General features: G+C 66.2%; 9 protein-coding genes. 2 read left to right on the top strand and 7 right to left on the bottom strand.

Going from position 1 to position 14,205, the window contains the following annotated elements; translation table 11 throughout:
- Positions 1-50: 50 nt before the first annotated feature.
- Genes NE235_RS02450 through NE235_RS02440 form a run of 3 tightly spaced genes read right to left on the bottom strand, consistent with a single transcriptional unit; the run spans position 51 to position 2,679 of the window.
- On the bottom strand, positions 51-299 hold the full coding sequence (locus NE235_RS02450; protein WP_252799006.1) for a hypothetical protein: 249 nt from the start codon (positions 297-299) through the stop codon (positions 51-53).
- Positions 296-961: a restriction endonuclease subunit S gene (locus NE235_RS02445; protein ID WP_252799005.1), complete on the bottom strand. Its 666-nt coding sequence runs from the start codon at positions 959-961 to the stop codon at positions 296-298. The genes NE235_RS02450 and NE235_RS02445 overlap by 4 nt, the downstream gene beginning before the upstream one ends.
- Positions 958-2,679 (bottom strand): HsdM family class I SAM-dependent methyltransferase, encoded by a 1,722-nt coding sequence (locus NE235_RS02440; RefSeq protein WP_252799004.1) that lies wholly within the window; start codon positions 2,677-2,679, stop codon positions 958-960. The genes NE235_RS02445 and NE235_RS02440 overlap by 4 nt, the downstream gene beginning before the upstream one ends.
- A gap of 657 nt (positions 2,680-3,336) precedes the next feature.
- Here NE235_RS02440 and NE235_RS02435 point away from each other — a divergent pair.
- Positions 3,337-3,609: a hypothetical protein gene (locus NE235_RS02435; protein WP_252799003.1), complete on the top strand. Its 273-nt coding sequence runs from the start codon at positions 3,337-3,339 to the stop codon at positions 3,607-3,609.
- 228 nt (positions 3,610-3,837) lie between these two features.
- On the opposite strand, the gene NE235_RS02430 is transcribed toward NE235_RS02435, so the two are convergent.
- Positions 3,838-4,722, bottom strand: a complete 885-nt coding sequence (locus tag NE235_RS02430) for an ATP-binding protein (RefSeq protein ID WP_252799002.1) — start codon at positions 4,720-4,722, stop codon at positions 3,838-3,840.
- Between the two features lie 364 nt (positions 4,723-5,086).
- Between NE235_RS02430 and NE235_RS02425 the strand changes: the two genes are divergently transcribed.
- Positions 5,087-5,965 carry a helix-turn-helix domain-containing protein gene (locus NE235_RS02425; RefSeq protein WP_252799001.1) on the top strand — a complete coding sequence of 293 codons (879 nt, stop codon included), beginning with the start codon at positions 5,087-5,089 and terminating at the stop codon, positions 5,963-5,965.
- 162 nt (positions 5,966-6,127) lie between these two features.
- Here NE235_RS02425 and NE235_RS02420 read toward each other — a convergent pair whose 3' ends face one another.
- The 3 genes from NE235_RS02420 to NE235_RS02410 are packed head-to-tail and all read right to left on the bottom strand — an operon-like array spanning position 6,128 to position 14,144.
- A complete protein-coding gene (locus NE235_RS02420; protein ID WP_252799000.1) occupies positions 6,128-7,201 on the bottom strand; it encodes a DUF3644 domain-containing protein in 1,074 nt (357 codons plus the stop codon).
- 44 nt (positions 7,202-7,245) lie between these two features.
- Complete coding sequence (locus tag NE235_RS02415; protein ID WP_252798999.1) at positions 7,246-11,307, bottom strand: Eco57I restriction-modification methylase domain-containing protein; 4,062 nt, start codon at positions 11,305-11,307, stop codon at positions 7,246-7,248.
- Positions 11,304-14,144, bottom strand: coding sequence for a helicase-related protein (locus tag NE235_RS02410; protein ID WP_308206005.1), 2,841 nt, complete (start codon positions 14,142-14,144; stop codon positions 11,304-11,306). The genes NE235_RS02415 and NE235_RS02410 overlap by 4 nt, the downstream gene beginning before the upstream one ends.
- Between the last annotated feature and the right edge of the window lie 61 nt (positions 14,145-14,205).

Here is a 14,205-nt window from a genome sequence, read left to right as displayed (position 1 = left end):
GGCACCCATCACTCAGGATCTCCTCTGCCCACCCCAGGGCGGACCGGCCGTCACCTTCCACCGGGCGTACGCTGCCGCACTCCCTTCGCCTGCTTACGCCCGCGCGACGACGGCTTCTCGTCCGGCTCGGGCGGCATGAGGATCCGGAGGGTCTCCTGGGCGTCCCGGCGGCGCCGCCGCTTCTTCGAGCGGGCGGCCGTGAGCGCGACGACGCCGATCGCGCCGGCTCTGATCACCGCGGGCAGGCCTTGGGACGCCACCAGGGCGGTGAGGCTCGTGAGCACCGTCGTCGCCGTCATCGGTCGTCCCCCGGCCGTGCTCCGTACGACGTCGGCAGCGCACCGGTCAGGAGGAGCGGCGAGAGCTGGTCGCGCAGTTCCCCGGCACGGCGGCTGATCTCCGCATGGACGGCCATCTTCTCGTCGAGCGCGCTCAGGACGCCGCCGATCGACTCCTGTACGGGCAGGGGAGGAAGGACGAGCGGTAGCTGCCGGATCGTCTCGCTGTTGATGCTGCGGATCGTCGACTTCAACGAGTTCTGCTCGACCCATTCCCGTACGAGCGGGTTCCGCAGGTAGTGCAGGAGATAGCCGGGATGCACGTGCTTCCTGTCCGGGCGAATCCGCAGGCACGCCGTGTTGAACAGCCAGCCCTCGTGCTCCGGGCCGACGAGCGCATACCGGCCGATGCTGGCCGTCCGGACACCGACGACGTCGCCGGGCTCGAGCCGGTAGTTTCCCAGCCGTTCGGCCCTCTCCCCGGAGACGTACGCGGGTTCCTCTACGACGATCCGGCCCTCGACGATGTTCTTGGGGACGATCAGCGGTACGCGGGCCCCGCCGGTGCCCGGCCTGCGCCGGGTGCGGGCCGCTCCGCCGGACGGCCCGGCCATCACCTTGCAGAACGTCTCCAGCGGCTCCGTCTGCCAGCCGTCGGGCACGTCCCCGATCAGGGTCCTCATCGGAGCACCTCACTCATCCGGTCGTCGACGAGGGCGTCCACCTCGGCCGCCCGGCGGTGCAACTTCTTCAGCTCCTCGTGGAGCCGGCGCACGTTCTCCTCGGCGTACGGGTCGGAGCTCGGCTCGGCGGTGACGTACCTGCTCGCCGCGAGGCTGCACGCCAGGTCCACGATGGTCGCCGCCGAGGCGACGGCGGCGAATCCCGCACTGCCGGTGTACGCGGGGCCGAGCCGCCGCCATTCCTCGTACGCTCCGGCGATCTCGTCGATGTCCTCCGGCCGCAGGACGCGGTGTTTGCGATCGACCTTGACGCCCAGCTTCCTCGCGTCGATGAACAGGACGGAGCGGGAGTCGTCCGAAGGGTCGCTCCGCAGGAGCCAGAGCGTCACGGGCACGGGTGTCGACCGGAAGAGCTGCTCGGGGAGCATGATGAGGCAGTCCACGACGCCTTCCTCGATCATCTTCCGGCGGATGCCGTGCTCGTGGGTGTTGGCGGAGACCGCCGCGGTGTTCGGCATCAGCACGGCCGCCCGCCCGGTCGGGGACAGTTTCGCGACGGCGTGCTGCAGCCAGCCGTAGTTGGCGTTGTGCCGGGGCGGAGACCCGAAACGCCGCCACCGCGGATCGTCCGCCGGATCGCCCCGGCTCCAGTCGCGCATGTTGAACGGCGGATTGGCGAAGATGACGTCGAAGTCCCCGGTGCGGGAGGGGTCATCGCGCAGCGCACTGCCCCGCCGGAGCTCCGTGACCGTCGTCAGGTCGTGAATCGCCAGGTTGAGCGCGGCCATCCGCAGCGACCGCACGCTCATCGTCTGCCCGCCGAACGAGAGCGACGGCGACGTACCACCGCGTTCCTCGACGTGGGCGGCGGCTCCGGCCAGGAACGCGCCGTCCCCGCAGGCCGGGTCGTAGACGTGGTCGCCGGTCTCGGGCGCGAGCAGACGGACCGCCAGCCGGACGATGGAGTCCGGGGTGTGGAACTCTCCGCCGCGTACACGATCGTCGGTGGCGAACCCGTCGAGGAGGGCGCGGCACACGACGGCCGCCCGTGTCATGGTCGACGGCAGGTCCCGGCGCTCGCCGGCGCAGACGTCTTCGAGCTTCCGCACGACCTCGGCGAGTTGCCGGTCCGTCCAGATGTTCAGCCGGACGTGCCGTACGGCGTCACGGACGACGGGGTACCGCTGCTGGTGCTCAGCGAGGGCTGCCCTCAGGACCGTCCCGAAGGGAAGCGGCGCCGCCTGGCGAGCCGCCCGCGTCAGCGGCACCCAGAGCCGCGGATTGTGGCGGCGCAGGTGGAGCAGCACGAGCAGCAGCTCCTCGTACGACTCCGGGTCTCCCTCACCGCGCCACTTCTCCAGGTCCGGCAGGAGATCCCGGGGTGGCTTCCACGCCGTGTCGGCCGCGGAGCGCACCGCCGACTGCGCGGACGTCTGCGCGCGTTCCGGGTTCTCCGTCTGTGGTATGAGGCCGAGCGCCTTGGCGAATCGCTCGCCGTACGTGGTGCCGGCGGGCTCACCGGGCCGTAGCACGTGCGCCGGAATCGGCCGACGCATGAGCCACCGCGCCATCGACTCGATCTCGTAGCGGTCTCCCTCATCGACCGGCCGGGGGAAGTCGGCATGCCGCGTCTCCCAGTTGTTCACAGCCGGCGGGCGGACACCTGCCGCCTTGGCGATCTCGGCCTTTGACAAGCGCCTGCCACTCGCGTCTACCATCGCATCCGCTCCCCTGCCATCTCGTCCAGCGAGAACGAACGTAGCGCGGGGCCAGGGCGCCTCACTAGTGCGCACTGTCGTGCGCTCCAACTGTGAACTCCCCGCCTCCTGGGACTCTCGCCAGCGAGTGCCGTTCGTACGTACGGGCTGGCGGTTCTCATCAGGAGGCTGCCGACGCGTCGATTCCCGCGGGCGGTTGCAGCATCGAACGATCCTCGCCGACCGCGCATAGAGAAACGGCGGGTCGGCCCTTCGTCGCTGCAGCCTTCCCGCCGTCTCCCCCGCGCCCCTGCCGACGGGTGCCTAATCCGCCGCTTCCAAGGAGGGGCTTACGCGCCTGGCGAGACTCCTGGCGGCCTCGCGGAACGACCCGAAAAGAGAAACGACGGGTCGGCCCTCAGACGCTGAAGCCTTCCCGTCGTTCTCTCGCGCCCCTGCCGACGGGTGACTAGTCCGCCGCTTACGAGGAGGGGCTTACGTGCTTACCGAGTCTAGTCAGGGCCTTCGGCCCCGTGCCACACTCGACTCACAACTCCATAGAGAAGAGCCCCCCGGCTCCCTCATGGACGTTGCACCAATATCCACCAGGTGTGACAAGAGGAGCCGGGGCTGACTACCCGGGTTCTTCGCGTTGCGCCGTTGACATGGAAGGACTCCATGCTCAGACGCAACCGGTCCCGGATGGGCAGCGCGGAAGAGGCTCAGCGCTCAGCTGAGGTCGCCAAGTACGAGCACCGAGTCGAGATCGCGAAGTTCAAGACTCAGCTCCTCGCCGAGGCGATGTTGAAGATCAGGGTCGCGTGCGGACTCGACGACGGCACGGGCAAGGTCCCGGCCAGCACGAAGTACGCAATCCTGATCGCCGTAGGTGTGATGACCGACTTCGGAAAGATCACCTCCCTTCTGCAGGCTCTACTCGGGGCCCAGTAGGACCCCCGGGGTTGCACCCTGATCGTTGACACCGACGACCAGGGTGAGGCCCTCCCGTCACTGACGGGACGAGGCTGGTCCTCCCTCGGGTAACCACCCCCGTTGTGATGAGACCGCGTCTCCCTGCGATCTTTCGCCCAGCCTCACGGCTGAACGGAACGAATCGCAGGGAGACAACCATCTCCACCGCTGGGTGTGTTGACCCAAGTCTTCGGTTCCCCACCATGCTCACGGCGCCACCCCCGGAGCCATCGGGTCGGCCGAGGTGGCGGTGTGGTCGTGGCGGAGGCGCGGCACGGCGAAGGTCGCGTGCACGGTGCGGGAGCTGGGAGTGCCGCTCCAGAACCAGGCGGTGGCGAGAGCCGTGACGGTGAGCAGACCACGACCGCACTCGGCGAGGTCGATCGGGTCGATGGCGTCGGCAGGAGGCTGGACACGGGGCTCGGAGGGGGCGCCCTGATCGGTGACGCTGACGAACACCCCCGCAGCGTCGCGGTGAACCGCCACGGTGAACGTGCCGCCGGGACGCCCAGAGCCGGTATGCCGGATGGCGTTGACGGCCAGTTCGCCCAACACGAGAAGCACATCGTCCAGCGACGGAAAGCCGGCCAGGAGGTAGGCGACGAAGGCCCGGGCGGCACCGACCTGGACCGGCTCACCGGAAAAAGTACGACGCCAGTACATCGGCGTGAACGGCTCATCGGATGCGACAGCGGCGGCAGGCAGCGTCATCGGCTTCCTTGAAGTCGTGGGTGGCCGCGGGCGTACGTGGGCCTGATCCGGATTACCCGTGACACGGCTCCGCCGGCCCGGCGCTTCGGCGTCGAGGTCGCGCGTGGAAGGCGAATGGTCGCCCTCACCGCGACGACCGGCGAGTACGGAGCGGGCGGCGGAGGTGTAGGACAGGCGGTCACCGCGCGCTTCGATCAGCGTCGTGACCGCCGGCCAGCACGCCGCGCAGTGCGGGGCATCGACGTCGCCGAACAGCGTGACGGCCACCAGCGACGGACGGCCGCAACCGACGCACGGACCGGCGCACGCGTCCACGGGGAGGGGCGACGACGGGCGTACGAGCCGGGGCACGCCGACGGCCTGGACGCGCACGCGGCTCATGCGCCGTCCCCCGCTCCAGCGGCTCCTCCCTACTGTCCCCGCAACCATGTGATCCTCACCTGCGATTCGGAGGACAGGCCACCGTGGCTCCGTCCGATCGCCGTCAGTTCACACCGGCTGCTCGGCCTCGTACAGCGGGTCACCTAGCCTTGGCGCGAAGATCCGCGGTTCGCACGCGCTGTTGCGGAACCTCTTCTTCCGGCAAGCTCTGCGCCGGAACGTCAGATGGCTGAACGTTCGAGCGCGGCACGGTACTCCTGCGCTCACCTGCGCCGATGTCTACCGATTCCGGAGTGTGTTCGAACAACACCTGCTGTAATCAGACTCAACAGTCAGGTGATCGACGCCCCTCGGGAGGTCGAGGATGAGCAGCCCGTTCGTCCGCCGCCGGCGACTCGCCGCGGAACTGCGTACGCTCCGCGAACAACACGGCATGACCGCCGACCAGCTCGCCTGCACGATCCACCAGTCGCGCATGAAAATATCGAAGCTGGAGAACGCGCACATCCGCCCTGACCTCGCCGAGGTGATGAAGATCCTGGACGTCTTAGGAGTCACCGGCGAGAAGTGGCACGAGATCGTCAAGATCGCCCGCGACGCCGCCGAGCGCGGCTGGTGGGACTCGTACGGCGACGCGATGGGCGACCGGCAGCGGCTGTACGCGGACATCGAGTCGGGCGCGAAGACGATCCGCGAGTACCAGCCCGGCGCGATGCCCGGCCTGCTCCAGACTCCGGACTACACGTGGGCTCTAATCGAGCATGCCAAGGCCGAAGGCCCGATTACCTACATCCCCGAGCGCCTCATCGAGGCACGGCTTCAGCGACAGCGCACTGTCCTACGCCCCGACGGCCCAGAGTACGAAGTCATCCTCGACGAGGTCGGCCTCCGCCGCTTCAGCGTCCCCCCAGAGGTGATGTACGCCCAGCTCCACCACGTCATCAAGATCGCCGAGACCCATGCACGGGTGACCGTACGTGTCTTCCCGCTGGTCACTGGCATGATTCCAAGCCTGGTTCCGGCGGGCCTTGTCTTCCTCTATACGTTTCCGGACTCATGCGATCCACCGATGACGCTGACCGAGACGGTATCTGCAGATCTCGTATATACGGACGCAGAGCGGGTAGCGCGATTCGCACGAAGGTACGAGTATGTAAGGAACGCGGCACTGTCCGAAGTAGCCACGCTGACGTTCCTCAGCGAACTCGCAGATCAGATCATCGAAGGCAGGCACGGCACGTGACAACGTTCCCCGAGTGGCGGAAGTCTCGCCGCAGCGAGCCGAACGCGAACTGCGTTGAAACAGCAATCTTCGAAGAAGCAGACGCTGAGAGCGCGAGCTCTTCAGCAAATCCAAACCGAGCTCACATCCCGATCCGCAAAGCCGAAACGTCACCTTCGACACTTAAGTTTGAGAGCTAAGTTTCCAGCGCTCCCAAATTTCATGTATGGATTCTTCCTGCATAATCTGCCGAATGCGAGGAATGATGTTTTGTGAGTACCGCTTGAACACGGAGCTTCCTATCCTCAGCTCCTTCGCCAGATCGGGGTCCGATTCCAGGTCGTGAAGGCGAATGAGGGCAGTCAGCTTGGGCTGCGTAAGACCAACTTTTGCAGCAATCTGCTTGTGTCCGAGATTATAGAAATCAAGTTCATTTACTTTCTTTACTGCAATAACAGATTCGCCAACTGTGCCCTCTGGAACGACCTGTACTGGAATCCCTTCTTTCTTTGTAATCCGAAGGCTCAGTGTAGCGCCAGCGCCTTCCGACGTCAGCTCGACGGCCGCGGCGCCAGGGAAAACATCCTCCCAGGCGACACCCTGAGCGAGACGATTTGCTAGCTTATGCAGTTCAGCTTCCGATGGCTGCAACTTAACGCCGCGAAGATTGCTATCTAGTATCGCAAGAGGGCGAAGACGAACGCTGGCCTCGGTACGGCGTCGTGTCCCCGGCCGCATCAACTTTCGAACTTCCGCTACTTCGTTTGCGAATAGCATAGCCATCCCTGCAGGCGCGACCGTACTCAGTGGCAGTGCACGCCGGGGCAACAGGTCGGCGAGATTCTCGGCAAACACCTTATTGACTATGCCCCGAAAAAGCGTCACTCCGCTCATCGCATGGATGTAGAGCTGTTCCTCGCTAATGTCAAGTAGGTAATGCTGAGCAGCATTACGCAAGCCATTGATCGCTTGCAACCCAATAGCCTGATCGGCATCCAGAAACCGATTCGCTCCACTATAGGCTCGTCGAACACACGCGTCAAAGCCTATGGTATTCGAATCTCTTCGCTCACGAATCTTCGCACCGCAGTGCAGTAGGCTTGCTTTTAGGATCAGCTCTAGTCCCCTGTCGAGCAAGACCAGGACGGCCTCCGGCCTCCCTACATCTCCTACACGATTGAAGTGGTCGACCGAAAGGATAAGAGACTCCTGAGCCTTACACTTAAGCAGGCGAACTTCTTTTTTCGTTGCACTCACCTCATGATATGCATCGCCTCAACACAAGCCAACGGCTCGTGATTTCAAGGTTCAGCAGGCACTGGAACGCTTCGGTGACGAGGGCCTTCGCCAGGAAGGGGATTGAGGAAACTCCGATATGGTTTCCCCGTCCTGATTGCGGATGTCATCGCATCGTATACCTCCAGAATCAACTCCTTGGTCCGATAAGATCCGAACTCGACAACGTCCTTTTTTCGGACAAGCGGGAAGGAATCCAAAATATAAGCGACATCATCGCGAGTGATTCCATAAAGAAGGAAATATGCGACATCGAGTTCGGCGCGCATCGCAAGGCGACGCTCCTCGTCCCAAACAAACGGAGGACCCAAGTCCCCCACATCTTCCGCGAAGGCTCGAAGGTCTGTAGCGGTATAGCTGAGCTCAAGGACACGCCTGGTAATCCACACTGATAGTTCTGTTGTCTTATCCCACCAGGCTGCACACTCATAGGACTCAGGCCCCAAGATAGGCAACTGCTTGAGGTATGAATAAGTCATATGCATGCCCCCGATCTTTTGTCGAGCGATGTAATCGACGACGAATGAGGAGAGACAGGCAACAAGGAGATGCGTATTTTCCCCGAGCATGAGCGGCATCGTATGACCAACCGCCGCACGAGGAAGGATAGTAGATATCATCGTCCGCTCATCGCTACTACGGCAGATATCTCTCCAACCGACGAACCAGCCTTTATCTAGGCCCCGCATGCGGCCATCCACTTCCTTCTCAGCGACCCAATAGCGAGGAGCGACCAAGTAGTCACTGCTTCGTTTATCTCTCACAGCGACGCGCGGGAGAACACTATCTTGTCTACCGGCAGCCCGATTCCGATAGTCACCGAACCGGTGATCATAGTGATACGCCATTTTTCCTTCGTAGAGCGGAAGCATGCGGCTTCCACCCTTGCAGAAAACGTTCCCTTCGAGGTGCCATCCATCCATAGAAAGATCATCGCCGGTTTTGAACAGGACGGAATCGCCAGCCATGTGAAACATCGGCAGGAAGGAGACCTGCCATGGGTTGGCCTTTGAAGAATCATGCCAGAGGATCGGAACACGACGATAGACCGACGAGATTATCTCTGCATCCCGAGAGCCCTTGAATGTAGGACAGCTTCCAGTGTTTGGATTGACGAGAGCGATAACATTAGACGCCAACCGATACGTATGATCCCCATACTTTATTTCGTCAGGAATTCCTAGATCGAATCCGAAGTGAATCTCAGACGCGTCTCCTGCCATCCCCCGCCAAGCGAGCAGACAGAACCGCACGTCACCGTGCCCTACTCCTTTGAAGAGTCCACGATTATTACGGAAGCCATAGACATGTATTAGACGATGTCCCGTTACTAGGTCATCGAAGAACGGAGCAGTAGTAGCATCGGTGCAGATGCCGGCCGGGAGAATCATGCCCGTCAATCCGTCGGAGCTGACTACGGAATTCCCAAGTTCAGCGAAAATCGCGTAGGTGTTGATGTCGCCTCGCCCAGCCAAGGGATAGCGACCAGAACCCCTTAGGAAGTGACTCTCACTTTCCGCCTTTCGCCTTGCCCTAAGAAAAGCGCCATATAGATCCGAATCGGCGATCCTTAGTTGCTCAATTAGCCGACTGCGGGCAGCCTTGTTAGAGGTTGTAGATATTTCTTCGTTACGAGTTGCAAAGAATTCCTTCTCCTGTAGTTTGATTCGCTCCCAGGGCGGGTTCCCTAGAACACATTTGAAACCGCCACTCCAGCCGCTACTTTCGTCGATGCCGAGTGCGCCGTCGTCCGGCACGCTGAACACCTCAGGGAACTCCAGATGCCAGTGGAAGAAGCGGTACTGCTCGGCCAGATCTCGAATTCCTGCCCGCGTCAGCACCTCTACGCGGTCAGACTCTTCCCTCAGATCAAGCAGCGTCTGGGTCGTGATGGCAGGGGCGCTGTCGCGTGTCTTGCTCCAAGGAAAGGCTGCACACCAGGCGTCAGCGAGTTCTTTGGCGACCAAATACTCAGGTGACGTTCGCAGTTTCCGGTATGCCCCGGCTTTAGCGTGGACGATCGAAAGGTCATCGTCCTGGGCATCGGCGATGGCCAGCGCCTGACGGGCCAGGCCGTTGTTACCGACGCGCAGGCCCGTCTCAGAGAACAGCTCGCCTTGGACGCCAAGGTGCCGGTTCTCGTACGCCTCCCGTTCGGCCTTGTTGCGCTTCTTGAGCGCGGCGACCCACTTCTTGTCGTCGCCCTCGATCGGCTTGAAGGCGTCGTCGGGCAGCCCCCCGGCGAGCAGCTTCGGAGTCGTACCTAGGAGGGCGTTGCCGACCTTGAGGTGGGCGTCGAGGAAGCCGAGTGGCTTGCCCGGCTCGAGAGCCTCCAGCCAGAGCGACACCTTGGCCAGCTCGATCGCCATCGGGTTGATGTCGACGCCGTAGATGCAGCGGGACACGACCTCACGCAGCGCGCGGCGGACCTCTTCGTTCGAGGGCTCGGGGTCGCCGGTCCGGACGAATGCGAGGCGCTTGGCAATGCGGCGGGCGGCGGCGACGAGGAAGTGGCCGGAGCCGCAGGCCGGGTCGCAGACGGTCAGCGCGAGCAGGGCACGCTCCTGCTCCTCGACCGTACGTCCGGACTTCACCGCGTCGTCGATGACCGGTTCGAGTGCGGAGTCGAGCAGCACGTCGATGAGGGAGCTTGGCGTGTAGTACGAGCCGCTGGTCTTGCGTTCGTTGCCGCCGAGTTCCCGCAGGTTGAACGTCCGCTCGGCCGGGTCGTACTTGGGGACGTACGACAGCAGCCACTCGTACACCGAGCCGAGTTCCTCGGAACCGAGGTGTCTGAAGTCGACCCGGCGGATGCGCCGGGCCTTCTCGTCCCGCACCCGCGACAGTGACCGTACGGCCGTGAACAGGTGCTCGTTGGCGAGGGAGCAGCCGTGCAGGGCGGTGTCGGCGCCGGTGAGTTCGAAGATGCCGCCGAGGGCGGGCAGGCCCAGCTCGGGACGGCCGCCTTCCTGCCCGAGACCGTCCAGGATGAGGGTCAGCGCCTGCCATTCGTCAGAGTGCCGGCCGCCGTGGCGGCGGGCGGCGAGGCGGCGCAGCCGCTCGGTGGAGAAGTACGTCGCGTACCGGTCGCGGGCCTCCTGCGAGGCCGCAGGGTCGAGCAACACCTCGCGGTCCTCGGCGACGAACAGGAACAGCAGCCGGTAGACCGTGCGCAGCAGTGCCCGGTGCAGTGTCTCGGGCGTGACCTCGTCGTTGTGCCGGTCCTCCAGCGCCCTGCGCAGTTCTTCGTTGTCCGGGTGCTGGATGAAGCCGGTGCCGAGGGTCTCGATCGCCGCCTTGACCGTCTTCCGGAGCTCTTCCAGGACGCGGACGCCGGAGTCGATGGCCTCCTGGCGCCACTTCTCCAGCCAGCAGGACGCCGGGCCGGTGTCCTCGCCCTGGGTCTCGAAGCGGGAGACGTGGGTGACGCGGTACAGCAGTATGAAGGCGTCGAACGCCTCGCCTTCGAAGATGGCTTCCAGGTCGAACTCGACGTACGCGGAGCCGGCGAGCGCGCTGGAGTCGCGCAGCACCCGCAGCAGCCGGCCGTTGGTGACGATGCCCCACAGGGCGGCGTCGCTGCGGTTGAGGTACTCCTGCACCAGTGACTGCGGGGCCGCGTCGGCCGCGCCGGGCACGCCCTTGGTGCGCTTGTCGAGGGCGACGCCCCAGCCGAGCTGGTGGATCGGGACGTGCTGCCACTGGTGGCTGATGACGAACTGCTTCTCGCCGTCGTCGCTGGTCAGTCCCCCGGCGGGGGTGTGCGGCAGGCGGCCGAAGCCGAGCTCCTGGCACAGCCGGCCCAGCCAGTACTCCCGGGTGACGCCGATCGCCGGGTCGTCCTCGGGGAGCTTGGCGAGCTGGTCCTTGAACGACGCGTACCGGCCGCGCAGGTAGGTCCAGGCGCGTTCGGCCGCGTCGACGACGGTCTCGTCCTTGCCGAGGTGGTACGCGGCGGGCGCGGTGCCGGAAAGGCTGTTGCCGGTGGACAGGCGGCGCAGCGTCTCTTCGGGCAGCAGGCCGCCGACGGAGGCGACGCCGACGGGGAGGGTGCTGGTGCGGGTCATCGGGTGACCTCTCCGGTGATCGGCAGGTAGACGTACAGGCCGAGGACGTCGGCGTCGGGTTCGGCTTCGACGCGCAGGCCGCGCCGGATCGCGCCGACGGCCTCGCGGACCCGCGCGTGCGACGCGCGCAGGGCGTCGGCGAGGTCGGCGCCGTACTGCTCCAGGTGGGGGCGGATGGCGTCCAAGCCGTCCAGGACGCGGGTCGCGGTGGAGCGGGCGAACTCCGGCGCCGTGTTCTCGTCGGCCCGTGCGTCGAGCAGGGCCAGGGCCTCGTCCTCGGTCAGCCATTCGGCGTTCGCGGGGCTGCCGCGGAACGCGAGTACGCGGGCGTCCTCGGCGATCTGCTGGCGGCGTCCGCCGTCGCGGGTCGGCAGGTACAGGTGGAAGCGGTAGCGGACCAGCAGCAGGGTGGTGCGCTTGGGCACGGACCTCGTACGGATGACGCCGCAGCGGCGGGCCGGGCGCTGCCAGCCGTCCAGCTTCGGGTCGAGGGCGGCGTCCAGGACGAACCGCGCGATGGTGCCGACGGCCGCGTCCGTACGGGTCAGCGCGGCCTCACCGCGTTTGACCGGTGGCAGCGGGTGGAAGGCGATGGTGCGCGCGTGCTTGGCGCCGAGCACGGATTCCAGGCCGCTGAGCAGCGCGGACGGCAGGCCGGCGGTGTCGGCGGTGAAGCCGCCGTCGGCCGCGGGGGCGATCTGCCCGCGCAGCTTGATCAGTGCCGTCTCGGTGAACTCGGCGACCTCCGCGCCGGAGCCGAGCACGGCGCGGACCTCGGCCACCTCGCGGGCCACGTCGTCGGCGCGGATGGCGTGCTGGGCGAAGCGGGCCCGGGACGCCTTCTCGCGTTCGGCGGCGCTGACCCACTCGGCGTGCAGGTCGTCGCGCCGGGAGGTGACGCCGAAGTCGAGGGTGAGCTGTTCGGCGTCCTCGCGGCGCAGCAGCAGCCCTTCCAGGACGGCGTTGATCACGCTGTCGGACTCGTCGAGGACCGCGACGGACACGCCCGTGGCCTTGCGGATCTCGGCGTGCTTGCGGATCAGGACGTCCAGGACGATGCCGTCGATCTGGTTGTCCGCGCCGTACAGGGTGACGGCGCGGACGACGTCGCGGCGCTGGCCATACCGGTCGACGCGGCCCTCCCGCTGCTCGTGGCGGGTCGGGTTCCAGGCCAGGTCGTAGTGGATGACGGCGTCGAAACCCTCCTGGAGGTTCACGCCCTCCGACAGGCAGTCGGTCGCCACCAGCACGCGGCGCTCCGGCGGCTCCCGGTCCTCGATGTCGTCGGCGGTGGCGCCGGAGACCAGGCGCTGGACGCGCGACTCGCGCTGCGCCGGGGACAGGGTGCCGGTGACGGCGGCGACGGCGGTGTTCTTGCCGAGCGCGGCGGCCAGGTGCTCGGCGACGTACTCGGCGGTGGGGATGAAGCGGCAGAAGACGATCGGGTTGTAGCCCTTTTTCAGCAGGTCCTTAACGATGGCCGTCAGCTCGGTGAGCTTCTTGTCGGCCTTGCCCTCCAGGGCGTCGGCCTGCTTGGCCAGCCGGCGCAGCCGCTGCTGCGGGGCGCCGCCGGAGCCGTCCTCGGTGTCCGCGCCCGGCGCGGCGTCGACGACATGCGTGGAGTCGTCGTCGGTGAGGTCCAGGACGGCGGCGCGGCCGAGCGCGTCGGCCTCCTCCTTCGAGGTCGCCTCCAGGTTCGCCGCGCGGGTCCGGAGGGTCTGCGCGGCGGCGCGCGGTGACGACGCCAGGGAGCGCAGCAGGGCCAGCGCCGACCACCAGCGGACCCGCTGCCGTACGACGCCGTCGCTCTCGTCGAGCGCCTGTTCCCGGGCGTAGTCCAGGACGGCCTCGAACAGCTTCCGGTACTCGGCGGACAGCGTGTAGGAGACCTCCAGGCTCTTGCGGTCCTTGGGGAACGGGGTCTCCTCGCCGATGAACGTGCGGATGTCGGCGCGGCGGCGCTGCACGAAGTGCCGGGCGAGCCTCCGGCGGCCGGCCTCGGTGTCCAGCTCGACGGTCTCCAGTTCCGGGGCGAGCAGGCCGAGGAGGGTACGGAACGACTCGTCCTTGCCGCTGTGCGGGGTCGCGGTCACCAGCACCAGGTGGCGGTCCCGGCCGTCGGCCGTCTGCTTCGTGGCGACCTGCCGGACCAGGTCGTAGCGGAGCTGCCTGCCGTCACGGCCACCGGTCGCGGCGGGGACGCAGGTGTGCGCCTCATCGACGATCACCAGGTCCGGGCAGTGCCGGACGAACTCGTCACGGTGCCGCGGGTTCTTGATGTAGTCGGTGGAGACGATGACGTTCGGGTACCGGCCGAACAGCGACTCGCCGACGTCGAGGGAACGCTCCAGCCGCCGTACGGTGGAGGCCAGCACCAGCTCGGTCTCGATGCCGAACTTCGCGCGCAGCTCCTCCTGCCACTGCTCGGCCAGCGCCGGGCTGCACAGCACGGCCAGGCCGGTCGCCTCGCCCTGCGCCAGCAGCTCCGCGGCGATCAGTCCGGACTCGATGGTCTTGCCGATGCCGACGTCATCGGCGATCAGCAGCCGTACGGTCTCCTGCCGCAGCGCCATCAGCAGCGGCACGAACTGGTACGAGCGCGGGTCCACGGCGAGCTGCGCCAGCGAGCGGAACGGGCCCGCGCCGGAGCGGAAGCCGATGCGCAGCGCCGAGCGCAGCAGCCCGGCGGACGACTGGTCGCCCAGGTCGTCGGCGGTGGGCGGCGGGAAGCTGGCCGGCTCGACCTTCTCCAGCGCCGGGAGCACGCCGACCAGGTCGTCCTGGGCGCCGCCCAGCGGGCGCAGCACCAGCAGGTCGGCGTCCGAACCGGGCTGCACGACCCATTCGCGTCCTCGGGCGCGTACCAGTGCACCGGGGGCGTATCGGACGGCTTCCGGC

It is taken from the genome of Actinoallomurus spadix (assembly GCF_024055725.1).
GTDB lineage: Bacteria > Actinomycetota > Actinomycetes > Streptosporangiales > Streptosporangiaceae > Actinoallomurus > Actinoallomurus spadix.
The sequence above is the reverse complement of the archived record's forward strand: the minus strand, read 5'-3'. Positions and strand labels throughout refer to the sequence as shown.